At 72.2% G+C, this 19775-nt stretch carries 24 protein-coding genes; 11 read left to right on the top strand and 13 right to left on the bottom strand.

Going from position 1 to position 19775, the window contains the following annotated elements:
• Window positions 1-105 precede the first annotated feature (105 nt).
• From C7C45_RS33995 to C7C45_RS10375, 4 genes are all read right to left on the bottom strand, one after another.
• Complete coding sequence (locus C7C45_RS33995) at window positions 106-270, bottom strand: hypothetical protein (RefSeq protein ID WP_167454695.1); 165 nt, start codon at window positions 268-270, stop codon at window positions 106-108.
• On the bottom strand, window positions 267-482 hold the full coding sequence (locus C7C45_RS10385; RefSeq protein WP_030336216.1) for a helix-turn-helix domain-containing protein: 216 nt from the start codon (window positions 480-482) through the stop codon (window positions 267-269). The genes C7C45_RS33995 and C7C45_RS10385 overlap by 4 nt, the downstream gene beginning before the upstream one ends.
• Window positions 482-961, bottom strand: coding sequence for a DUF2975 domain-containing protein (locus tag C7C45_RS10380; RefSeq protein WP_110563413.1), 480 nt, complete (start codon window positions 959-961; stop codon window positions 482-484). Before C7C45_RS10380 ends, C7C45_RS10385 begins: the two co-directional genes overlap by 1 nt.
• Window positions 962-1029: 68 nt before the next feature.
• Window positions 1030-2280, bottom strand: a complete 1251-nt coding sequence (locus C7C45_RS10375; RefSeq protein ID WP_110563412.1) for an HNH endonuclease signature motif containing protein — start codon at window positions 2278-2280, stop codon at window positions 1030-1032.
• A gap of 123 nt (window positions 2281-2403) precedes the next feature.
• Here C7C45_RS10375 and C7C45_RS10370 point away from each other — a divergent pair, with 123 nt between their 5' ends.
• The 4 genes from C7C45_RS10370 (at window position 2404) to C7C45_RS10355 (ending at window position 5153) form a co-directional block, all read left to right on the top strand.
• Window positions 2404-2868 carry a MerR family transcriptional regulator gene (locus C7C45_RS10370; RefSeq protein WP_110563446.1) on the top strand — a complete coding sequence of 155 codons (465 nt, stop codon included), beginning with the start codon at window positions 2404-2406 and terminating at the stop codon, window positions 2866-2868.
• Window positions 2865-3293 carry a carboxymuconolactone decarboxylase family protein gene (locus tag C7C45_RS10365; RefSeq protein WP_110563411.1) on the top strand — a complete coding sequence of 143 codons (429 nt, stop codon included), beginning with the start codon at window positions 2865-2867 and terminating at the stop codon, window positions 3291-3293. The genes C7C45_RS10370 and C7C45_RS10365 overlap by 4 nt, the downstream gene beginning before the upstream one ends.
• A 199-nt stretch (window positions 3294-3492) precedes the next feature.
• Complete coding sequence (locus C7C45_RS10360; RefSeq protein ID WP_110563410.1) at window positions 3493-4059, top strand: RNA polymerase sigma factor; 567 nt, start codon at window positions 3493-3495, stop codon at window positions 4057-4059.
• The gene (locus tag C7C45_RS10355) at window positions 4056-5153 is read left to right on the top strand and encodes a hypothetical protein (RefSeq protein ID WP_110563409.1); all 1098 of its coding nucleotides are present in this window, start codon (window positions 4056-4058) and stop codon (window positions 5151-5153) included. The genes C7C45_RS10360 and C7C45_RS10355 overlap by 4 nt, the downstream gene beginning before the upstream one ends.
• Window positions 5154-5217: 64 nt before the next feature.
• On the opposite strand, the gene ligD is transcribed toward C7C45_RS10355, so the two are convergent.
• Window positions 5218-6252 (bottom strand): non-homologous end-joining DNA ligase, encoded by a 1035-nt coding sequence (gene ligD / locus C7C45_RS10350; protein WP_110563408.1) that lies wholly within the window; start codon window positions 6250-6252, stop codon window positions 5218-5220.
• A gap of 47 nt (window positions 6253-6299) precedes the next feature.
• Between ligD and msrB the strand changes: the two genes are divergently transcribed.
• On the top strand, window positions 6300-6704 hold the full coding sequence (gene msrB, locus C7C45_RS10345) for a peptide-methionine (R)-S-oxide reductase MsrB (RefSeq protein ID WP_110563407.1): 405 nt from the start codon (window positions 6300-6302) through the stop codon (window positions 6702-6704).
• Window positions 6705-6725: 21 nt separating this feature from the next.
• Here msrB and C7C45_RS10340 read toward each other — a convergent pair whose 3' ends face one another.
• The 3 genes from C7C45_RS10340 to C7C45_RS10330 all read right to left on the bottom strand — a co-directional run bounded on the left by C7C45_RS10340 (window position 6726) and on the right by C7C45_RS10330 (window position 8512).
• Window positions 6726-7331, bottom strand: a complete 606-nt coding sequence (locus C7C45_RS10340) for a DUF305 domain-containing protein (RefSeq protein ID WP_110563406.1) — start codon at window positions 7329-7331, stop codon at window positions 6726-6728.
• Between the two features lie 63 nt (window positions 7332-7394).
• Window positions 7395-8132: a lytic polysaccharide monooxygenase gene (locus tag C7C45_RS10335; RefSeq protein ID WP_110563405.1), complete on the bottom strand. Its 738-nt coding sequence runs from the start codon at window positions 8130-8132 to the stop codon at window positions 7395-7397.
• 104 nt (window positions 8133-8236) lie between these two features.
• The gene (locus C7C45_RS10330) at window positions 8237-8512 is read right to left on the bottom strand and encodes an isoamylase early set domain-containing protein (protein WP_110563404.1); all 276 of its coding nucleotides are present in this window, start codon (window positions 8510-8512) and stop codon (window positions 8237-8239) included.
• A gap of 157 nt (window positions 8513-8669) precedes the next feature.
• Between C7C45_RS10330 and C7C45_RS10325 the strand changes: the two genes are divergently transcribed.
• From C7C45_RS10325 to C7C45_RS10310, 4 genes are all read left to right on the top strand, one after another.
• Window positions 8670-8930, top strand: a complete 261-nt coding sequence (locus C7C45_RS10325) for a Prokaryotic metallothionein (protein ID WP_110563403.1) — start codon at window positions 8670-8672, stop codon at window positions 8928-8930.
• 183 nt (window positions 8931-9113) lie between these two features.
• Window positions 9114-10064 (top strand): DMT family transporter, encoded by a 951-nt coding sequence (locus C7C45_RS10320; RefSeq protein WP_244200320.1) that lies wholly within the window; start codon window positions 9114-9116, stop codon window positions 10062-10064.
• Window positions 10065-10136: 72 nt separating this feature from the next.
• Window positions 10137-10592, top strand: coding sequence for a GNAT family N-acetyltransferase (locus C7C45_RS10315; protein WP_110563402.1), 456 nt, complete (start codon window positions 10137-10139; stop codon window positions 10590-10592).
• 118 nt (window positions 10593-10710) lie between these two features.
• Complete coding sequence (locus C7C45_RS10310; RefSeq protein ID WP_110563401.1) at window positions 10711-11850, top strand: lytic polysaccharide monooxygenase auxiliary activity family 9 protein; 1140 nt, start codon at window positions 10711-10713, stop codon at window positions 11848-11850.
• 95 nt (window positions 11851-11945) lie between these two features.
• Here the strand turns inward: C7C45_RS10310 and hemQ are convergent, their stop codons facing one another.
• From hemQ to hemE, 3 genes are read right to left on the bottom strand one after another with little or no spacing between them, the layout of a single operon-like run.
• Window positions 11946-12647 carry a hydrogen peroxide-dependent heme synthase gene (hemQ, locus tag C7C45_RS10305; RefSeq protein ID WP_110563400.1) on the bottom strand — a complete coding sequence of 234 codons (702 nt, stop codon included), beginning with the start codon at window positions 12645-12647 and terminating at the stop codon, window positions 11946-11948.
• Window positions 12644-14053: a protoporphyrinogen oxidase gene (gene hemG, locus C7C45_RS10300; protein WP_110563399.1), complete on the bottom strand. Its 1410-nt coding sequence runs from the start codon at window positions 14051-14053 to the stop codon at window positions 12644-12646. Before hemG ends, hemQ begins: the two co-directional genes overlap by 4 nt.
• 7 nt (window positions 14054-14060) lie before the next feature.
• The gene (gene hemE / locus C7C45_RS10295; RefSeq protein WP_110563398.1) at window positions 14061-15212 is read right to left on the bottom strand and encodes a uroporphyrinogen decarboxylase; all 1152 of its coding nucleotides are present in this window, start codon (window positions 15210-15212) and stop codon (window positions 14061-14063) included.
• A 229-nt stretch (window positions 15213-15441) separates the two neighbouring features.
• On the opposite strand from hemE, the gene C7C45_RS10290 reads away from it, so the two are divergent.
• Entirely contained in the window at window positions 15442-16014 is a 573-nt protein-coding gene (locus tag C7C45_RS10290) for a DUF3000 domain-containing protein (protein ID WP_110563397.1), read from the top strand.
• A 36-nt stretch (window positions 16015-16050) separates the two neighbouring features.
• Here the strand turns inward: C7C45_RS10290 and C7C45_RS10285 are convergent, their stop codons facing one another.
• Both C7C45_RS10285 and C7C45_RS10280 read right to left on the bottom strand, forming a co-directional pair.
• On the bottom strand, window positions 16051-16833 hold the full coding sequence (locus C7C45_RS10285; RefSeq protein ID WP_110563396.1) for a hypothetical protein: 783 nt from the start codon (window positions 16831-16833) through the stop codon (window positions 16051-16053).
• Window positions 16834-16885: 52 nt separating this feature from the next.
• A complete protein-coding gene (locus tag C7C45_RS10280) occupies window positions 16886-18067 on the bottom strand; it encodes a trypsin-like peptidase domain-containing protein (protein WP_110563395.1) in 1182 nt (393 codons plus the stop codon).
• A gap of 203 nt (window positions 18068-18270) precedes the next feature.
• Between C7C45_RS10280 and C7C45_RS10275 the strand changes: the two genes are divergently transcribed.
• Window positions 18271-19599: a ribonuclease D gene (locus C7C45_RS10275; RefSeq protein ID WP_110563394.1), complete on the top strand. Its 1329-nt coding sequence runs from the start codon at window positions 18271-18273 to the stop codon at window positions 19597-19599.
• The last annotated feature ends 176 nt before the right edge of the window (window positions 19600-19775 follow it).

Below are 19775 nucleotides of genomic sequence, written 5' to 3'. Positions count from 1 at the left end.
CGACGACCATCAAGACAGGCCACGCACCAGGAAAGGTTCGCGCCCGTTACATGATCGTTATTCCGGGAAGGGGCCAGCTCAGGCTGGCCCGCGCGCCTGGGGCGGCTAGCTGCCGCCCCGAAGGTTCCGAATGCCGAACACCACCGCGCCGATCACGAGCACGACGCCCAGGAGTTGGAGGCCCGGCGAGTCGTCGGCCTCCCCGTGCGCGATGCCGGCGATGCCGAGCGCGACCCCGAGAATGGCGACGGCTGTCAGGACGTACCTCATGGGGTTTCCTCCTCGACCCACTCGAGCAGGTCTCCGGGCTGACAGTCGAGCACCCGGCACATCGCCTCCAACGTGCTGAAGCGGACGGCCTTGGCCCGGCCGTTCTTCAGCACCGCCACGTTGGCCGGCGTGAGCCCGACACGCTCGGCGAACTCCCCGACGCTCATCTTGCGCTTGGCCAGCTCGACGTCGATGCGGACGACGATGGGCATCAGATCACCGCTTCCATGTCGGACCGCAGCGTGGTCGCCTGCCGCAGCAGCGCACGCATCACCACCATGAGGAGCCCGAGCACCGTGACTCCCACCGTCAGAAGGAACAGCAGCAGCGGCATTCCGGGGTCGTCGGCCTTGAAGCCGACGTAGAGGAAGACACCCACGAGCACCACCCACGCGGCGGCGATGGCCCACACGATTGCGTCCACCCACTTCAGGGACGCTTCGGTGAAGATGCGGTCGTTCTTGACCAGGCTGAGCAACTGCCAGGTCGAGACGATGACGACCTGGACGCACAGCACCCAGAACACCGCGATGGCGGTCGCCGGCCACCGGAGGTAGGCATCCTCCGGCGATTCCGCGGCCATGTGCGCGAACTGCCCGGGCAGCGAGAAGGTCTGGAACAGGACCAGGACCCCGAACAGCACCACGAGGAAAACCTTGAGAGCGGCTACCGCTCGATGCTCTGTAACCATGCATCGAGTTTCGCTCGTTACCTATCGAAAGTCAATCGGTGCCGTGGGCGCCGGCAGTGCCGGTCGGCTCACGTTCGTCGGTGGTAGTGGTTGCGGCGCGGGAGTTGCTCGGGATCGAGCCAGGCCGGCGGCACGAACTCCGGGTGACCGTCGTGGCTGAGCTGGACCACCCAGTCGCCCTGGTGGACGTGTCGGTGGTGGTGGCCGCAGAGCAGCACAGCGTTGTCGAGGCTGGTCGGACCACCATCCGCCCAGTGTCGGATGTGGTGGGCGGCGCACCAGCGGGGTGGCCGGTCGCAGCCGGGGAAGGCGCAGCCGCCGTCGCGCAGCACCAGCGCCCGACGCAGGGGGCCATTGACGAGGCGACGCTGTCGGCCCACGTCGAGAACCTGGCCGGCGCCGCCGAGCACCGCGGGTAGGATGGCGGCATCGCAGGCGAGCCGGCGTACCGTGCCGGGATCGAGCCGCAGGCCGATGTCGAGGGCACCGGCGCGCAACTGCCGCTTCAGGCCGTCATAGCTGGTGGTCACGACGACCTGGGCGGCGTCGCCGCCGCGCTCCGGCAGCTCGCCGGTGCGCAGCGCGAGCCGGCACACGTCGGCGAGAGCGTCGTGGCGGCGCTGCCCGGCGGAACGGGTGTCGTCGAGCCCGGAGGGCGCGCTGAGCGGGTCGAGAACGGCACGCAAAAGCGCGGCAGCCTCGGCGTCGAGGGTGCCGCTGAGCCGCAGACGACCACCGGCCTGCTCGGAGATGGTGAGGTGCCGGTCGCGGGCGGCCCGCGCGGCCTCGGCCTCCAGGGCCGCCGCAGCGGCGACGTCGGCGACGTCGGGAGCGACGTGGTCGAGAATCCGGGTGCCCATCTTGCGTAGCAGCGAGGGGTCGAAGTGCTCGGCCCACTCGACCAGCACCCCAACGGCCTCGTCGGCGACCTCTGCACCGGCCGACGCCGACACGACGGCGACCGTGTCGGCGATGACCCGGGCCTGCTCCACGCTGACCGCACCGGCCGCCAGCGCGTCCCGTACGCCGGGTGGGGCCGCGTCGACCGCAGCGGCGAGGTCGACCAGCCGGCGGGCAGCGGCCACGCCGAGTCGCAGGCGGTGGCGCAGCCACACCGCCGTCGACGAGGCGCCCTGCGCCACCGCGGTGCCCCGACCGTCCAACTCGCGGACCGCCGCCAACTGCACGGCGGCCAAGCGCTGCTGGAGCCGGTGCGTGGCGTCGATCGTCGCGATCAGATCCTGCTCGGAGAGAGCCCAGACGGCAGCGTCGGCGCAGGCCGCCACCGCACTCTCCGCCCGGGCCAACTCATCGATCACAAGCAAATTTTAGAACTGGTGTACGACACTTTCGTCTCGCCCATCGGCACGTCGGCCCCAGCCGGGAGCTCAGTTGACGCGACGCTTGCATTAGAGCGCGCTCACAGCCCTAGCGTGCAGGGTATGGAAGTTGACGACGCACTTCGGGAGGCGTTGCGCCTCGCGGTGGACCCGCCAGACGGTGTCGCCATCGAGTCGCTGCGCGAACTCGCCCGCGATGACGACGCAACCGAGTGGGACATCGCCACGGCGGCAGAGCATCTGAAGATCAATCCCCACACGTTGCGCTATTACGAACGGATCGGCCTGGTCCAGGTCGCGCGGGACAACGCCGGCCACCGCCGGTACGACGCCGCGGCCGTCCGACGTCTGGTCTTCCTCACTCGAATGCGGACCTCCGGCATGCCGATCAGTGACCTGCGCCGTTACATCGAGCTCGTCGACGCCGGCCAGTCCACCGTGCCCGAGCGCCTCGACATGATGCTGGAGCACCGAGACACCCTGCGCGCCCAGATCGCTCAGCTGCAGCTGGCCCTGGCCGCCACCGAGTACAAGATCGCCACCTATGCGGGAGCACCCCAGCCATGACGAGAACCACCAGCACTGCCCAGCACGACATCAACAGCCCGGAGAACCTTGCCCGCCGTGAACACGGCCTGAGCGTGCTGTCCCAGATCGACGGGCACCAGGGTGAGGCCGTCATCGACGCACTGGCCGACATCAACCCCGCCCTGGGCCACCACGTCGCAGCCTTCGCCTTCGGCGACATCTATGACCGTCCCGGAATCGACCCCCGAAGCCGGCAGCTGGTCACCATCGGCGTCCTCACCGCTCTGGGTGGATGCGAGCCGCAGCTGAAGGTGCACATCGGTGCCGCGCTCAACGTCGGTCTGACGCGCGAGGAGATCACCGAAGCCATCCTCCACGCCGCGGTCTACTGCGGCTTCCCCCGCGCAGTGAACGCCACCTTCGCCGCCCGCGAGGTCTTCGCCACGCGTGACGACCCGGCGTAACCGACTGTCCACGTCTTTCACCAGGGCCAGCGGCCGCCAGGGCCGCTGGCCCCTGCCGTGCCTGGGACGAAACGGGGCGTCGGCGGTGCGGATCGGCTGGCGGTAGCGTTCACGGCACTCATGACCCCGATGGACCACATGCCGCGATTTTCCGATCGACCACTGTCACGACGGACGGTGGACCGGACATGGGGTAGACGTGAGCTCCGGGACTGAACACGAAGAACGCTTCCGTCGCGTCTACGCGGTCAACTTCGAGGCACTGCTGGCGTACGCGATGCGGCGCGTCGAACAGCCCGAGGACGCGGCCGACGTGGTCGCCGAGACCTTCCTCGTCGCCTGGCGGCGCAGCCGCGAGATGCCGCCGGAGGCCGAGGCCCGGTTGTGGCTGCACGGCGTGGCCCGTCGGGTGCTGGCCAACCACCACCGCGGCGGAGCCCGCCGGGGGCGGTTGGGCGATCGGCTGCGGCAACGGTTCCGGGCGGCCCTCGCCGTCGATCCGGGCAGCGAGGTGCCCGAACGACTCACCGTCCGGGCCGCGCTGGCCCGACTCAACGAGATGGACCGTGAGGTGCTGATGCTGACCTTCTGGGAGGGGCTGGAGCCGCGCGAGATCGCCGTGGTCCTCCAGGTGAACCCGGCCGTGGTCCGTACGCGACTGTCCCGTGCCCGAGCCCGGTTACGGGACATCCTCGGTGACGACCTCGACCCACCCGGACATGTACTCGACGTCATGGCCGTACGCGCCCCTGAGGAGGGCAGATGACCGACGAACAGCTCGACCGGAGGGTCCGCGACGCCGACCCGTACCGACCCGAGGTCGTCGCGCACCTCGACGGGGTCGCGCAGAACCTCCTGGAGGAGATCATGTCCACGCCAGTCCTCGAATCCGTCACCGAACCGCCAGGGCAGCGGCGCTCCCGACCGCGCCGCCGCCTGATGAGCGGTCTCGCCAGCGCAGGCATCGCCGCCGCCATCCTCGGCGTCGTATTCGGCACCTCCATCCTGAAGACCGAGCAGCCAGGGAGCCACGAGGCGTCTCCGGAAACGAACTCCACCTCCGAGGCACCGGGAACGACCACCTATTCGGCGATGGTGCTCAAGGCGGCCGAGGAGAACCCGCGGCTGCTGATCGACCAGCCCGGCTGGAAGGCAACGCACGTCGACGGGTTCGCCGAGCGGGCGGGCAGCATCACCTACAGCAATGGTGGGCGAAGCATCAGAATGAGCTGGTACCAGGCCAGCGAGTACGACGGGCGCTACAAGGACCGGCTCCAGATAAGCAAGCCGGAGTCGGTGCAGGTCGACCGCTGGCCCGGTCACCTGTTCCGATACAGCGAGCGCGAGTTCGAGGTCATCCTTCAGCCTCGCGACGGGTCCATGGTCGAGGTACGCACCGCGACCGCCTACACGCGCGCCGATTTCGACCGGGTGCTCGCCAGCGTGATCCGCGTCGACGCCCGTACGTGGCTGGCCGCGCTCCCGGCGGAGATCGTCACACCGGAGCGCTTGGACGAGCGGCGGGCCGCGGTGCTCGCCGACGTGCCGCTCCCTCCGGGCTTCGACCCCGCCACGGTGAACGTCGAAGGCGTCAACGACTCCGACCAGTTCGGCATCCAGGTGCTCGGCCCGGTCGGCTGTGCGTGGATCACCGAATGGACGCGCGCGAAGAAGAGTGGCGACGACGCCGCCCTCCGGCGGGCGGCTGACGCGTTGCGCAGCAGCCACAACTGGAAGGCGCTCCAGCAGATCGACAAAGGCGGCTACTGGGCGGACGGCTTCTGGGAGATCGCCGACACGGTGGCCGCCGGCAAGCCGATCCATCCCAAGATGTTCAACCCCTGCAATCCGGAGGAGTAGCTGACCGTCGGACTGCCCGGAGACGACGACGTGTCGGCCCCGGGCAGCCCGGCATCCCGCCCGCTCAGGCGCTCTCGTCGGGCGCGTGCTTGGCGCGGCTGGGTTGCACCCGCTTGGGTTCGCCGGGCATCTTCGGGTGGTCTGGTGGATACGGCAGGTCGCCCTGGCCGGCGGCGGCGTCCCGGTCGGCCCACTCCAGCAGCGGCGTGATGTCCCACGGAGTGTCGTCGATGCCGGCGTGCGGGTCGCCCCGCTCGGCGAGCCGGGCCGGCACGGTGCGCAGGTCGAAGTCGTCCGGGTCGACGTCGGGCAGCTCGTCCCAGGTGACCGGGGTCGAGACGGTGGCCCGAGCGTTGGCCCGCAGCGAGTACGCGCAGGCGATCGTCCGGTCCCGGGCCGTCTGGTTGAAGTCGACGAAGACCCGCCTGCCGCGCTCCTCCTTCCACCAGGCCGTGGTGACCAGATCGGGGTGGCGGCGCTCCACCTCCCGGGCCAGCGCGATGGTGGCCCGGCGCACCTCGGTGAACGTCCACCGGGGCTGGATGCGCAGGTAGACGTGCACGCCCCGGCCACCGGAGGTCTTCGGCCAACCGGTCACACCCAGCTCGTCGAGGAGCGTGCGGACCTCCCCGGCGGCCCGCGCCGCGTCGGCGAAGTCGGTGCCGGGCTGCGGATCGAGGTCGATGCGCAGCTCGTCGGGTCGGTCGACGTCGGCGGCGCGTACCGGCCACGGGTGGAACACGATGGTGCCCATCTGAGCGGCCCAGGCCACATGCGCCAGATCGGCCGGGCAGAGCTCCGCGGCGCTCCGACCGCTCGGGAAGGTGATCTCCGCAGTCGTCACCCAGGGTGGCACGCCCCGGGTGGGCACCCGCTTCTGGAAGAACATCTCGCCCTCGACGCCCTCGGGGAAGCGTTGCAGCGTGGTGGGCCGGTCCCGCAGGGCGCGCATGATCCCGTCGCCGACCGCGAGGTAGTAGTGGAAGACGTCCGACTTGGTGAAGCCCCGCTGCGGGAAGATGACCCGATCGGGACTGCTCAGTCGAACGCTGTGCCCGGCCACGTCGACCTCGGCGACCGCTGCCTTTGTGCCAGCCATCTCGCGACCATATGCCACGACCCTGACGTTCGACGTACCGTTGACGGGTGAGTCTTGACGACAACGAGCTGCCCCGCACCGAGGACGAGTGGCGGGTCCGGTTGACCCCCGAGGAGTTCCACGTCCTGCGGGAGCACGGCACCGAACGCCCGTGGACCGGCGAGTACGTGGACACGAAGACGGCCGGCGTCTACAACTGCCGAGCCTGCGGGCTGGAGCTCTTCTCCAGCGACACGAAGTTCGACTCGCACTGCGGGTGGCCGAGCTTCGACGACGCCATCCCGGGCCGGGTCAAGGAGATCGAGGACCGCAGCCTCGGCATGGCCCGCACGGAGATCCGCTGCGCCCGCTGTGACAGCCACCTCGGGCACGTCTTCCACGGCGAGGGCTTCACCCCGAAGGACACCCGGCACTGCGTCAACTCGGTCTCCATCCGGCTCGAACCCCGCTGACCTGAGCTGTCCGGGGCGCGCTCACGGCGTACCTCGGAGCAGCTCGACCTCGGCGCTGCGGGACTGCTCGATCCGCCGGGCGAGGTCACGGACGCGCTCGTTGCGGCCGACGCCGACCTGGGCCCGGGCCAGGTCGGCCGCCGCCCGTTGGTGGTCCGCGAGCACCTCGCGCAGCGTCCGGTCGACGTCCGCGTCGGGCGCGGTCCGCAGCCGGTCGAGCGCGGCCTCGTCCCCATGGCCTTCGTGCTGGTGTACGGCTGCGCTGGCGCCCGGCCCGGCGGTGGGCAGCCAGCCCCGCATCGTGGACAGCTCGTCGGCCTCGGTCGCCTCGATGGCGGCGGTCAGGGTACGCAGCGCGTCGTCGCGCACGCGGTCGCGGGCGAGCCGGACGAGCTGCAGGGTGCGTTCGCTGTGCCCGACCATCGTGCTCAGGAACACCACGTCGATCCCGCTCATCTCGGCATCGGCCGGGGAACCAGCCACCGCGGACCCGACCACCGCCGACCCGGCCGGGGACGCGGGAGCTGGTTGTGGCACGGCGGACGGGCTCGACGTGGGCGACCCGGCGCAGGCGCTGGTGAGCAGCAGCGCGACGACGAGGGACGCCGGACGGGTACGGCGGGGCATGCCGGGTGCTCCGTTCACGCGAGGGCGGCGACACGGGTGCGACCAGCGGCCGCACCCGTGCGGTCAGACCTGGAGCCAGAGCGCCGGTACGTTCGGCGGCTCCCACCCGGGGATCGCCGTGTGCGCCTGCCGGCAGCGGTACGTCCGCCCGCCGTAGGTGACCTGGTCGCCGACCTGGTACGCCCGGCCGGTCGTCCAGCTGCCGCCCGGGGCGGGCGTGGTGGACGGTGCGGTGGTCGGAGTGGGCCGTGGGGTGGGTGACGTGGTCGGGGTGGGCGCCGGTCCGCCTCCGCCGCCGATCTGCACGTCGATGCAGGAGTAGAAGGCGTTCGCGGTGTCGGAGATGTTCCACACCGCGAGGATCTTCTGGCGGCCGGAGTAGCCGCCGAGGTTGACGGTGTGCGAGACCGTGGCCCCCGGCTGCTGGCCGTTGCCGTTGACCACGCCGACCCGGGTGTTGCCGATCCAGTACTCCCAGTTGCTGGTGGCGTGCCGGGCGGTGTTGACCCAGGTGAAGGTCAGTGAGCTGCCGACCGAGGTGGCCGGCCAGCCCCGGCTGTCGTCGTTGAGGACGGCGAACTGGGCGATCCCGGCGTTGCAGCTACGCAGGCCCTTGGGCCCCTCGACGCTCTGCGGCTCGTACTTGATCTGCCCGCAGTCGGGCACCCGGCCCTGCGCGCAGAGCGCCTGCCGGCTCGGCGGGGCGGAGACGTAACCGTGTGCCTGCGCGGGGGCGGCGACGGTGAGGGTGGCGGCGACGGCACCCGCCGCCACCAGCGGGACGGTGATTTTTCGACGCATCGGGGCGGCTCCTTCTCTGGTGACGTGCCCCTCAACGTAATTTAAACATTGTTAACAGTAAAGACCCCCATCGATAAATACATCGATGGGGGCGAGTTTCGTGGTCAGAGTCGGAGCAGGCTGCCACGATCGTCGACCTGGTCGGCCGACTCGTCGTCCAACCAGACGCCGCCGGCGGCGAGGTAGCGGAACCGGTGCTCCCCGGGCGGAAGCTTCACGGTGACCGTCCGGGTGCCGTCGCGGCGGATCACCAACTCGTGCCGGCCCGGCTCCCAGCCGTTGAAGGAACCGACGACGCTCACCGGACCGGGTGGGGCATCGCGGGGCAGACAGAAGGTGACCCGGGTCTGATTGCCGAAAAGCCTGTTGCGCTTGATCACTGTGATCCTCCGGGGGTTACGGCGGTTCACCCGGCACAACTGGCAACACGCCGGGGCCGACACGCCGCCCGGGCCACCGAACATCGACATTTCACCGCACGCATGTCGTAATTCGGGGCAATCTGTGCATACATGTCCTGATATCGGGAGGTTAGCCATGGCAACGTGCGAGGTCTGCGGCAACGACTACTGGATGGCGTTCGAGGTGCACACCGTCAGCGGCGACGTGCACACCTTCGACTCGTTCGAGTGCGCGGTCCACCGGATGGCACCGATCTGCGAGCACTGCCAAGTCAAGATCGTCGGGCACGGCGTCGAGGTCAACGGCCGGTTCTTCTGCTGCGGACACTGCGCCCGCGCGGTCGAGGGCGCCGAGGGCGCCGAGATCCGCGACGCTGTCGGCGCACGCCCAGCCTGACCCCGCCGCGCCCTGCGGTACGGTCGTCCCCATGCGGCCGTTGCTGGGCGTTCTGCCCCCACCGCGCTCCTGACGGAGCGCCGTGCCTTCCGCCGACCGGGTGACTGACCCGGCTCGGCCACCTCGCCGTGCGCGCTCCGTCGACGTCGTCCCCGTCAACGGCTCACCCCTCGGAGCGCATCCGTGTCCATCTCCCGTACCGCGCCGTCGGCCGCTCCGGCCCCGGCGCTCACCCAGGCCCGCACCGGCCTGATCCAGATCACCGTCACCGGCGTGCTGTGGGGCACCACCGGCGTGGCGGTGCAACTCCTGCGCGAGAGCACCGGGCTCAGCCCGGTGAGCATCGGCTTCCACCGCCTCGCGATCGCCGCGCTCGTCCTGCTGGCGTGCACCGCTCCTCGGCTCGGCGCGATGCTGGCCGCGCTGCGCGCGGCACCCGTACCGCTGCTGCTCACCGGCGTCGGCCTCGGCCTCTACCAGGCGCTCTACTTCGCCGCCGTGGCCTGGGCCGGCGTCAGCGTGGCCACCGTCGTCAGCCTGGGCGTGGCCCCGGTGCTCGCCGCGACCTGGGAGGCGGTGCACGCCCGACGGATCCCCGGCCCACTGCGACTCGGCACGCTGGTCGCCGCCGTGGCCGGTCTCGTCCTGATCACCGGCGCCACGGCCGATCCCGACGCCACGGCGCCCGCCCCACTGCTCGGCCTGCTCGCGGCGGCCGGCTCCGGCCTGGGGTACGCGGTGACCACCCTGATCAGCCGGCAGGTGTCGCAGCGCACCGAACCGATGACGCTGACCACCATCTCCACCACGGTCGGCGCGCTGACCCTGGCACCGTTCGCCCTGGTCGCCGGGGTCAGCGCGCCGGTACGCCTCGACACCGTGGCACTGCTGCTGCACCTCGGCGTGGTCACCACGGCGGTGGCGTACGCGCTGTTCTACGCCGGGCTGCGCACCACCCCGGGCAGCGTCGCCGCCGTACTGACCCTGCTCGAACCGCTCACCGCCGCGGCACTGGCGGTGGCACTGCTGCACGAGCCACTCCCGCTGCCGGTCATCGGCGGCGGCGTACTGCTGCTCACCGCCGTGGCCGCCACCTATCTGGCGCCCGCCGGCACGAAGACACCGGCCGCCTGACGACACCGTGCGCGGATCCGGCCGGGTCGGGCGCGCGCGGCCCGGCCGGACGCCACGGCCTACCATCGGTGGGTGCCCCAGCAGACCACCGAAATCCGGACGGCCTCCTTCGCCGACCTGAACGCCCGCACCTTCCACGATCTGCTCAAACTGCGCATCGACGTGTTCGTGGTGGAGCAGCACTGCCCCTACGCGGAACTCGACGGCCGGGACGTGGAGCCGGGCACCCGGCATCTCTGGCTGACCGACGGCGGTGCGCCGCTGGCGTACCTGCGGATCCTGGCCGACCCCGACGGCACCGCCCGGATCGGTCGGGTCGTGGTGGCGCCGGCGGCGCGCGGCGGTGGGCACGCCGGCCGGCTGATGACGGCGGCGCTGGAGGTCCTGGGCAACCGGCCCTGCGTGCTGGAGGCCCAGTCGCACCTGGTCGCGTTCTACGCCCGGCACGGCTTCGCGGTCAGCGGCCCGGAGTACGTCGAGGACGGCATCCCCCACACGCCGATGCGACGCGAGCCCATTGACGCCTGACTATCAATCTGGCATGGTGCCGGGTAGAGCCATCGCAGGAGCCAGCGAATAGGCCCGGGAGTGGGCAACTCCCGGCGGTCCGGGTGTCGTCGTCCGACCTCATCCCCCCGGGGGCTCCATGTCTATTCTCGTACGATCACCACGCGTGCTCCGGCCACTCGCCGTCGCGTCGGCCGCCACGCTCCTGCTGGCCACCGCGCTGATGACGATGCTGGCCCAGCCCGCCTCGGCGCACGGCTCGGTCGTCGACCCGGCCTCGCGCAACTACAGCTGCTGGCAACGGTGGGGCAGCGATTTCCAGAACCCCCGGATGGCCACCGAGGACCCGATGTGCTGGCAGGCCTGGCAGGCCGACCCGGCCGCCATGTGGAACTGGAACGGCCTGTTCCGCGAGGGCGTCGGCGGCAACCACCAGGCCGCCGTCCCCAACGGCCAACTGTGCAGCGGCGGGCGCACCCAGAGCCCGCGCTACAACGCGTTGGACACCATCGGCGCCTGGAAGACCACCTCGGTGTCGAACAACTTCCGGCTCCGCTTCTTCGACCAGGCCAGTCACGGCGCCGACTACATCCGGGTGTACGTGACGAAGCAGGGCTTCAACGCGCTCACCGAGCCACTCGGTTGGGACGACCTGGAGCTGGCCGGCCAGATCGGCAACACCCCGGCCTCGCAGTGGGACCAGGACACCGGTGGCGTCTCCATCCAGATCCCGGTCAACGCGTCCGGACGCACCGGGCGGCACATCGTCTACACCGTCTGGCAGGCCAGCCACCTGGACCAGTCGTACTACCTGTGCAGCGACGTGACCTTCGGTGGGACGAGCACCCCGCCACCGACCACCCCGCCGCCGACGACTCCCCCGCCCACCACTCCGCCGCCCACCACGGCCCCACCCACCACGGTCCCGCCCACCTCGCCGCGGCCGACCACCCCGCCGCCGACTCTGCCGCCGGCCGGGGCGTGCACGGCGACGTACCAGGTCACCGGCCAGTGGGCCGGCGGCTTCCAGGCCGAGGTGAAGGTGACCGCCGGCGGCTCGCCCACCCGAGGCTGGTCGGTAAGCTGGAACTACGGCAACGGCCAACAGGTCACCTCGTCGTGGAACACCACCGTCAGCACCAACGGCACGCTGGTCACCGCGCGCAACGTCAGCCACAACGGCACCCTCGCCGCCGGAGCGAGCACCACGTTCGGTTTCCTCGGCTCGTGGAACGGCAGCAACCCGGTTCCGCTGGTCTCCTGCACGACGACCAGTTGACCCCCGTCCGGTGCCGCACCCGGGCGGGGGTGCGGCACCGGCCGGTGGTTTCTCGACGCGGCCAGCGGGTCATGCTCCGCCCGCTGTGAACCGGGTCAGACCAGGCAGTTGACGATCTCGGCGACCGAGCGGCGGCGGCCCGTGTAGAAGGGGACCTCCTCGCGGACGTGCCGGCGGGCGCCAGAGGCGCGCAGGTCACGCATCAGGTCGACGATCCGGTGCAACTCGTCGGCCTCGAACGCGAGCATCCACTCGTAGTCACCCAACGCGAACGAGGCGACCGTGTTGGCCCGTACGTCCGGGTAGCCGCGGGCCATCTTTCCGTGCTCGGCCAGCATCTCGCGCCGCTCGGCGTCGGGCAGCAGGTACCACTCGTACGAGCGGACGAACGGGTAGACGCAGATGTACGGGCGGGCCTCCTCGCCGGCCAGGAACGCCGGGATGTGGCTCTTGTTGAACTCGGCCGGCCGGTGCAGCGCCATCTGCGACCAGACCGGGGTCAGCGCCCGCCCCAGCGTGGTGCGACGGAACCGCAGGTACGCGTCCTGCAGCGCGTCACTGGACGCGGAGTGCCACCAGATCATCACGTCCGCGTCGGCGCGCAGGCCGGAGACGTCGTACACGCCCCGAACCACCACGTCCTTGCCGGCCAACTCCTCGAAGAGGGACTCGACCTCACCGGTGACGTTGTCTCGCAGCGACGGCAGCGGGGCGCTGGCCCGGAACACCGACCACATGGTGTAGCGGATGCTGTCGTTCAGCTCCCGCAAACGGGCCGCGTTGGACTGCTCGGTCATCTCGCCGATCCTCCCAGTGCTGTGATGATCTCTTCGGCCGCCGTCTCGCCGGAGCGGACGCAGACCGGGATGCCGACACCGTCGTAACCGGCACCGGCGAGGACCAGGGTGCGGTGCGCGGCCCGCAACGCCGTCCGCGCGGCGGCGACCCGGTCGGCGTGCCCCGGGGCGTACTGGGGCAGTGCCCCGCCCCACCGCTGCACGTGCCCGTCGACCGGGGCGGGCAGCGGGGTGCCGAGCACCGCCGAGAGCTCTCGGTGCACGGTGGTCGCCAGGTCCGCGTCGGGGCGCTGCAGGTGCGCCTCCTCGCCGTACCGGCCGACCGACGCGCGCACCAACGCCAACCCGTCCGGTCGGCGCAGGTGCCCCCACTTCGTGGTGAAGAAGGTGGCGGCCTTGATCAGCAGTCCTTCGGTGCTGGGCACCAGGAAGCCCGACAACTCGGGCAGTTGCGGCTGCGGCACCGCCAGGGTGACCAACGCGACGCTCGCGTAGTCCAGCTCCCCCACACTCGCCGCGGCCGCCGGGGCCGGGCCCGCGAGCAGCCGGGCCGCCGGTCGCGCCGGCACCGCCAGCACGACGGCGTCCACGTCGACCAGCTCGGGAGCACGCGTGGGGCCGACCGTGAGCCGCCAACCCGTGTCGGTCGGGGTCAACTCACGGACGGCGGCGTCCCGCCGTACCGTCGCGCCGCTGGCCGTCACCGCCGCCTCGACCAGGGTGCTGAGCCCACCGACCAGGGTGCCGAAGACCGGGGCGCCGGGTGCGCGCGGCGCGGCGGCCTGCGCCGCCCGGACCGCGCCGGTCAGGGTGTGCTCCACCCGGGCCGTGCGGGCCAGCGCCGGCATCGTCGTGACCAGGGAGAGGTCGTCGGCGCGGCCCGCGTACACACCGCCCAACATCGGGTCGACCAGCCGCTCGACCACCTCGTCACCGAAGCGGGACCGCACCAGCGCGCCCACCGAGACGTCCTCGTCCGGCCCGACCAGCGGCCCGCCGCCGTCGGTGTCGGCGTCCGTCCTCGGGCGGGCCACCGTGGTCACCCGGTCCAGATCCCCGGGTACGCCCACCAGGGTGCCGCCCGGAATGGGGCGCAGCCCCCCATCGATCACCAGCGCGGCCTGCCCGACCGTGGGGTGCACGATCCGGTCCGCCAGCCCGAGCCGGCGGGCCAACGCCACCGCCGCGCTCTCGGCGCCCGTCGGGTCGCGCATCAGGAACGACTCGGCGCCGAGCTCCACCGGCTGGCCAGCCAACTCCCCGGTGCGCAGCTTGCCGCCCAGCGCGCCGGACTGCTCGTACACCGTGATCTCGGTGCCGGCCGGTGCGCGGTCGCGCAACCGGACCGCGGCGGCCAACCCCGCGATCCCGCCGCCGACCACCGCCACCCGCCAGGGCTGCCGCATTGCCGCCTCAGCCCTGGTCGGCCCGGCGGCTGGAAAGCTCGTGCACCAGCGCGACCACCCGGGTCAACACCTCCGGGTCGACTTCCGGCAGCACGCCGTGGCCGAGGTTGAACACGTGCCCGGGGGCCGCCGAGCCCTGGTCCAGAATGCGGCGCACCTCGGCCTCCACGACCGGCCACGGCGCGAGCAGCACGGCCGGGTCCAGGTTGCCCTGCACCGCCTTGTCCGGGCCGATCCGGTGCGTGGCCACGTCCAGCGGGGTACGCCAGTCGACGCCGACCACGTCCGCGCCGGCCTCGCCCATCGCGCCGAGCAGCTCGGCGGTGCCCACCCCGAAGTGGATCCGCGGCACCCCGGCGGGCGACCGCTCCGGCTCGGCGCGTCTGTCGCCGCGCCCCGACCCGGAGCAGTCGTCAACCAGCCCGCTCAGTACGGCGGTCGAGTGCGGCAGCACGTAACGGCGGTAGTCGGCCTCGGAGAGCGCGCCCGCCCACGAGTCGAAGAGCTGCACGGCGGACACGCCGGCCTCGATCTGCACCCGCAGGAACGCCAGCGTCACCTCGGCGAGCCGGCCGCAGAGCGCGTGCCACAGCGCCTCATCGCCGTACATCAGGGCCTTGGTCTTCGCGTGGGTCCGCGACGGCCCGCCCTCGACCAGGTAGCTGGCCAGGGTGAACGGCGCCCCGGCGAAACCGATCAGCGGGGTGTCGCCCAGCTCGACCACCAACTGCCGGACGGCCTCGTCCACGTACGAGACGTCGTCGCGGGTGATCGGGCGGATCCGCTCGACGTCGGCGGCGGTACGGACCGGCTCGGCGACCACCGGGCCGGTGCCCGGCACGATGTCCAGGTCGACCCCGGCCGCGGCGACCGGCACCACGATGTCGCTGAACAGGATCGCCGCGTCCACCCCGTGCCGGCGCACCGGCTGGAGGGTGATCTCGGTGACCAACTCCGGGCGACGGCAGGACTCCAGCATCGGCACGCTCGCCCGGATCTCCCGGTATTCCGGCAGAGAGCGACCGGCCTGGCGCATGAACCAGACCGGGGTGTGCGGGACGGGCCGGCGTCGGCAGGCCCGGATGAAGGGCGAGTCGGCCGGTCCGCCGGGGCGGGGTTCTCCGTCTCGGGCGGCAGCGCCCGTGGTGTCCGTGGTCATCGCCGCAATCGTGCCACGCCCACCGCCCCCACCCGGCCGGGGGTGAACGGAACGACACCCGGTCCACGTCCGCGGTGGAGCAGGGACCCTCGTCAACGCCCGAGCGGCGGCCCGGCTGGCTCGACCGGGCGGCCCGGGCGGCCGGGCGCCGGCGCACCGGGACGGCCGTCCGGTCGGGTGTCGGCGCGCCGTCGAAGCAGGGCGGCCGACGGCGGCATAGGCTGCCGACATGGCCCCCCCGATCGCGCTCCCGGAGACGTTCGCCCGCGCGGTCGCCGGGCTGCGGTCGGCGGCCCCTCGGCCGGAGATCACCCTGGAAGAGGTCAGCGCACCCCAGCGGCTGGCCCCGTTCACGTTCGCGCTCTCCGCGACCGTGCTGCGCGACGGCGACGAGGTGGCCACCGGCCGGCTGATCCTGCTACACGACCCGGTCGGCCACGAGGCGTGGCAGGGCACCCTGCGGTTGGTCACCTACGTGACCGCCGAGTTGGAGGTCGACCTGGCCGCCGACCCGCTGCTGCCCGGAGTCGGCTGGACGTGGCTGACCGACGCGTTGGACACCCACGACGCCGGCCACCGCGCGATCGGCGGAACGGTGACGCAGACCATGTCGACCCGATTCGGCGACCTCGCCGGCCCACCGACCGCCGGCGACATCGAGATCCGCGCCTCGTGGACGCCCGTCGACGACGACCTGACCCCACACCTGCTCGGCTGGTGCGCACTGCTCGCCTCCACGGCCGGCCTGCCACCACCCGGCGTCACGGCCCTGTCCGACCGCCGCCCCGCCGGCGCAGCCTGACCCACCTCGCCGCTCCCACCCGCGCGCCGGCTCCGCTCAGAGGTAGTCCTCCGCCTCGTTGCAGATCTTGTCCAGGTCCTTCATCGCCGCGTCGTACGCGCTCCTGTTTCCAGCCGCCGCCGCTCCCAGCGCGGTCGTCAGCTTGTCCAGGCAACTCGCGATGACCGTCTTCTGCCGGGCCTGTTCGTCGCGGTCGTTGCGGGTGCCGGTCAGGTCCTGCTCGGTGTTGTCGAGCTTCTCCTGCTTGGCCTGCAGATCGGTCCGCAGCTTCGTGATCTCGGCGGTGTTGGCGGCGATGGTGTCGTCGCGCTGGCTGACCTGACCGGTGAGGCGTTTCTCGGTGCGGTTCAGCTCGTTGTTCTTCGTCACGAACAGCCCGGTCATCACCGCGCTGACGACGAAGAGCAGCGCGGTCACCAGGGCCAGCACCAGCACCGCGGGACCTCGACCGGCCGGCGGCGCACCGGCCGGGCCGTACGCCGGCGCCATTGCGGGCGGCGCGGACAGCGGCTGCCCGTACCCAGGGCCGGAGACCGGCGGCGTGGGGACTGGACCGGTGTACGGCGGGGTGCTGGCCGGGTAGCCCGTCGTCCCCTGCGGTACGCCGTACTGCGGTGGCACGGGCGAGGGCGCAGCGTACTGCGGTGGGGCCTGGCCCGGGGCGTACGGCTGCGGCGCGGGCCCGCCGACCGGGTGCGGCACGGTCGGGTCGGCGCTCGTCGACTGCGGAACGGCCTGCTGCGGCACGGTCCGGTCCGGATCGGGCGGTGGGGGGAAGGCGGGCAGCGGACCCTCCGGCCCGGGCGGTGGTTGGGTCATCTTCGCTCCTGGAGGTGGGCAGGTCCCGCGTCGGCAGACGCGGTGGGGATGGTCAGCAGATCTTGAACCCGTCGCAGGCGACCTTGATCGGTACGGCGAGCCCGATGCCCTCGGCGTTGCGTGCCTTGGCGGTGGCGATGCCGACCACCTGCTTGCTGCCGTTGATCACCGGCCCGCCGGAGTTGCCCGGGTTGATCGGGGCGTCGAACTGGATCGCCGGCCCGGCCCCGCCCTGGGCGGGGCGCAGGGCGCTCACCACACCGGTGGTGACGCTGTCCTCCAGGCCGAGCGGAGCGCCGACGACGACGATCTGCTGGCCGGACTTCGCCGCGGCGGGCGCGGTGACCAGGCCGGTGAACTTGCCGCTGGTACGCAGGTGCGCCACGTCGTTGGCCTTGTCGACCTTGACGATGGTCGCGGGGAAGCGCTGGCTGGTGCGCTCCAGGAAGACTTCGCGGCCTCCGCCGTCCCAGACCGCCTCCACCACGTGGAAGTTGGTGAACAGGTTGGTCCCGCCGTCGGAAGTCGGCTTGCCCACCGCGAACGCGGTGCCGGTGAACTGGCCGGCCCGGACGCGGAACACGCTGGGCAGCACCGCGCTCGCCACCGCCTCCGGATTGAAGGCAGCGCCCGCCTGCTTCTCCAGCGCCTCCGTGCGCTGGTCCAGGCCGTCGAGGCGCGCACCGTCGCCGTCCTGGGCCTGCGCCAGCCGGCGGTCGGTGTCGGCGAGCCGGTGGCCGAGCCGGTCGAGCTGGTACGCCTGCAGGCCGGCCACCGCGGCCAGCACGACGATGGCCAACGTGGCGAGCACGGCCGGCCAGCGACGGCGGGCGGGTCGGACGGCCGGAGGCGGCGCACCGGGCCAACCGGGCTGTCCAGCGGCGCCGAGGGGCTGGACGCCGCCCGGCGGCGGGTAGCCGCTCGCCACCGGGAAGCCGGGTGCGGCCGGGGGGTAGCCGGCGGCCGCGGTCGGAGCGCCCGGGCCGTACGGCGCGGCTGACGGGGTGCCCCACTGGCCGGTGTTGGGCGGGACGGGCCGGTCGGCGCGGGGTGCCGGAACGGGCCGGGACGGAACGGTGCCGCCGGCCGGGGGCGTGGACCAGGTCGGCTGGGCACCCGGGTACGGCTCGATGCGCGGTGGCAGCGGCCCCGGCCGGGCCGCCGTCGGGCCGCCCACGTCGTCGGGCTCGGCATCCGCCGGTCGCCCGTCCCCCGAACCGAAGCCAGCCGTCATGGTCGCCGTGCCTCTCCCCGTGGTCGCCCCCGCAGCCGTCACGCGTCACGCGTTGCGGGTCGCAGTTCGATGGAACGTACCTGCGCGAACGGGCTTTGTCTCCCCCAATGTCCGGCATCCGAAGGGACACCTTGCGGACACCTGACGAACACACGCCGGACCGGCTGCACCCGCCGGATCACCGCGCGCACTAGGGTTGGCAGGTGACCGACGAACCACCCCTGCGCCGTCGGCCCGCCGAAGAACTCCCGGGAAACGCACCCCAGCACCCGCCGTCGGCCCAGCCGCAGCCGGCGGGCGAGAGGGTCGACCCGGCCGACGGTGGGCCCGTTCCGCTGATCGCCCCGCGTGACGGCACCCCCGATCCGGTGGCCGCTCCGGCCGAGCTCGCCGAGGTCGTGGCCCGCTTCGCGGCCGGCACCGGCCCCGTCGCCCTGGACGCTGAGCGGGCCTCCGGCTACCGCTACAGCCAGCGCGCGTACCTGGTGCAGTTGCGCCGGGCCGGTGCGGGCACAGCGCTGATCGACCCGCTGCCCCTGCCTGACCTCAGCGCGTTGGACGCGGTGATCGGCGAGGCCGAGTGGGTGCTCCACGCGGCCAGTCAGGATCTGCCCTGCCTGGCCGAGGTGGGGCTGCGTCCGCGCCGGTTGTTCGACACGGAACTGGCCGCTCGGCTGGCCGGGTTCGAGCGGGTCGGGCTGGCCGCGCTGACCGAGCAGTTGCTCGGGTTCACGCTGGAGAAGCACCACTCGGCGGCCGACTGGTCGAGCCGACCGCTGCCCGAGTCGTGGCTGACGTACGCCGCCCTCGACGTGGAGCTGCTCACCGATTTGCGTGACGCACTCGACGCCGAGCTGACCCGGCAGGGAAAGTCGGCCTGGGCCGCGGAGGAGTTCGCCGCGTTGGTGCGCACCGGGGCACGTCCGCCACGGGTCCGTGCGGAGCCCTGGCGGCGTACCTCCGGCATTCACCGGTTGCGTGGGGCGCGGGCCCAGGCCCGCGTCCGCTCGATGTGGTACGCGCGGGACCAGATCGCTTCCCGGCGGGATGCCGCGCCCGGCCGGGTGTTGCCCGACTCGGCGATCATCGCCGCCGCCGAGTTGGACCCGAAGGACGAGAAGACCCTGTTGACCCTGCCCGGCTTCGGCGGTCGGTCGGTTCGTCGGTTGGCCCGCACCTGGCTCGCCGCGCTCGACGACGCCCGGCAACTGCCGGAGGACTCGCTGCCGGTCTCCCCGATCGTGGAGGGCCCGCCCCCGCCGCACCGCTGGGCCGAACGGGACCCGGTGGCGGCCGGTCGACTGGCCCGCAGCCGGGAGGTGGTCATCCGCATCGCCGGTGAGCACAACCTGCCGCCGGAAAACCTGATCACCCCGGATTCGATTCGCCGGCTGGCCTGGACCCCGCCGGAGGAGGTCACCGAGGAGACGGTCGCGGAGACCCTGCGTGGCCTCAACGCCCGCGAGTGGCAGATCGCCCTCCTCACCCCCGACCTGACCGAAGCCCTAACCCCCACCCCGCCCCTCCCCTGACCATCCACCCCTGCTGTTGATCATGAGGTTGTTGCCATCCGCGCCGGCGTGTCGCGACAACAACTTCATGATCAACCGGGGTGAGGGTGGGGTGTGGGGTGGGCCACAGCCGGGGGTGGGGACGGGGTTGGTTACTGGCGAGTAGCATCCGAGGGAAACGTGCCCGTGTCCGCGAC

This window comes from Micromonospora arborensis (assembly GCF_003205615.1).
GTDB lineage: Bacteria > Actinomycetota > Actinomycetes > Mycobacteriales > Micromonosporaceae > Micromonospora > Micromonospora arborensis.
This window is presented reverse-complemented; position numbering and strand designations above follow the sequence as displayed.

Coding starts and splice junctions, on each gene's coding strand:
- C7C45_RS10385 (WP_030336216.1), bottom strand. CDS start 482: ATGCCCATCGTCGTCCGCATCGACGTCGAGCTGGCCAAGCGCAAGATG.
- hemQ (WP_110563400.1), bottom strand. CDS start 12,647: ATGACCGAGCAGTCCAACGCGGCCCGTTTGCGGGAGCTGAACGACAGC.
- hemG (WP_110563399.1), bottom strand. CDS start 14,053: ATGCGGCAGCCCTGGCGGGTGGCGGTGGTCGGCGGCGGGATCGCGGGG.
- C7C45_RS10310 (WP_110563401.1), top strand. CDS start 10,711: ATGTCTATTCTCGTACGATCACCACGCGTGCTCCGGCCACTCGCCGTC.
- ligD (WP_110563408.1), bottom strand. CDS start 6,252: ATGGCTGGCACAAAGGCAGCGGTCGCCGAGGTCGACGTGGCCGGGCAC.
- C7C45_RS10340 (WP_110563406.1), bottom strand. CDS start 7,331: ATGCCCCGCCGTACCCGTCCGGCGTCCCTCGTCGTCGCGCTGCTGCTC.
- C7C45_RS10380 (WP_110563413.1), bottom strand. CDS start 961: ATGGTTACAGAGCATCGAGCGGTAGCCGCTCTCAAGGTTTTCCTCGTG.
- C7C45_RS10280 (WP_110563395.1), bottom strand. CDS start 18,067: ATGACGGCTGGCTTCGGTTCGGGGGACGGGCGACCGGCGGATGCCGAG.
- hemE (WP_110563398.1), bottom strand. CDS start 15,212: ATGACCACGGACACCACGGGCGCTGCCGCCCGAGACGGAGAACCCCGC.
- C7C45_RS33995 (WP_167454695.1), bottom strand. CDS start 270: ATGAGGTACGTCCTGACAGCCGTCGCCATTCTCGGGGTCGCGCTCGGC.
- C7C45_RS10365 (WP_110563411.1), top strand. CDS start 2,865: ATGACGAGAACCACCAGCACTGCCCAGCACGACATCAACAGCCCGGAG.
- C7C45_RS10285 (WP_110563396.1), bottom strand. CDS start 16,833: ATGACCCAACCACCGCCCGGGCCGGAGGGTCCGCTGCCCGCCTTCCCC.
- C7C45_RS10355 (WP_110563409.1), top strand. CDS start 4,056: ATGACCGACGAACAGCTCGACCGGAGGGTCCGCGACGCCGACCCGTAC.
- C7C45_RS10370 (WP_110563446.1), top strand. CDS start 2,404: ATGGAAGTTGACGACGCACTTCGGGAGGCGTTGCGCCTCGCGGTGGAC.
- C7C45_RS10290 (WP_110563397.1), top strand. CDS start 15,442: ATGGCCCCCCCGATCGCGCTCCCGGAGACGTTCGCCCGCGCGGTCGCC.
- C7C45_RS10335 (WP_110563405.1), bottom strand. CDS start 8,132: ATGCGTCGAAAAATCACCGTCCCGCTGGTGGCGGCGGGTGCCGTCGCC.
- C7C45_RS10325 (WP_110563403.1), top strand. CDS start 8,670: ATGGCAACGTGCGAGGTCTGCGGCAACGACTACTGGATGGCGTTCGAG.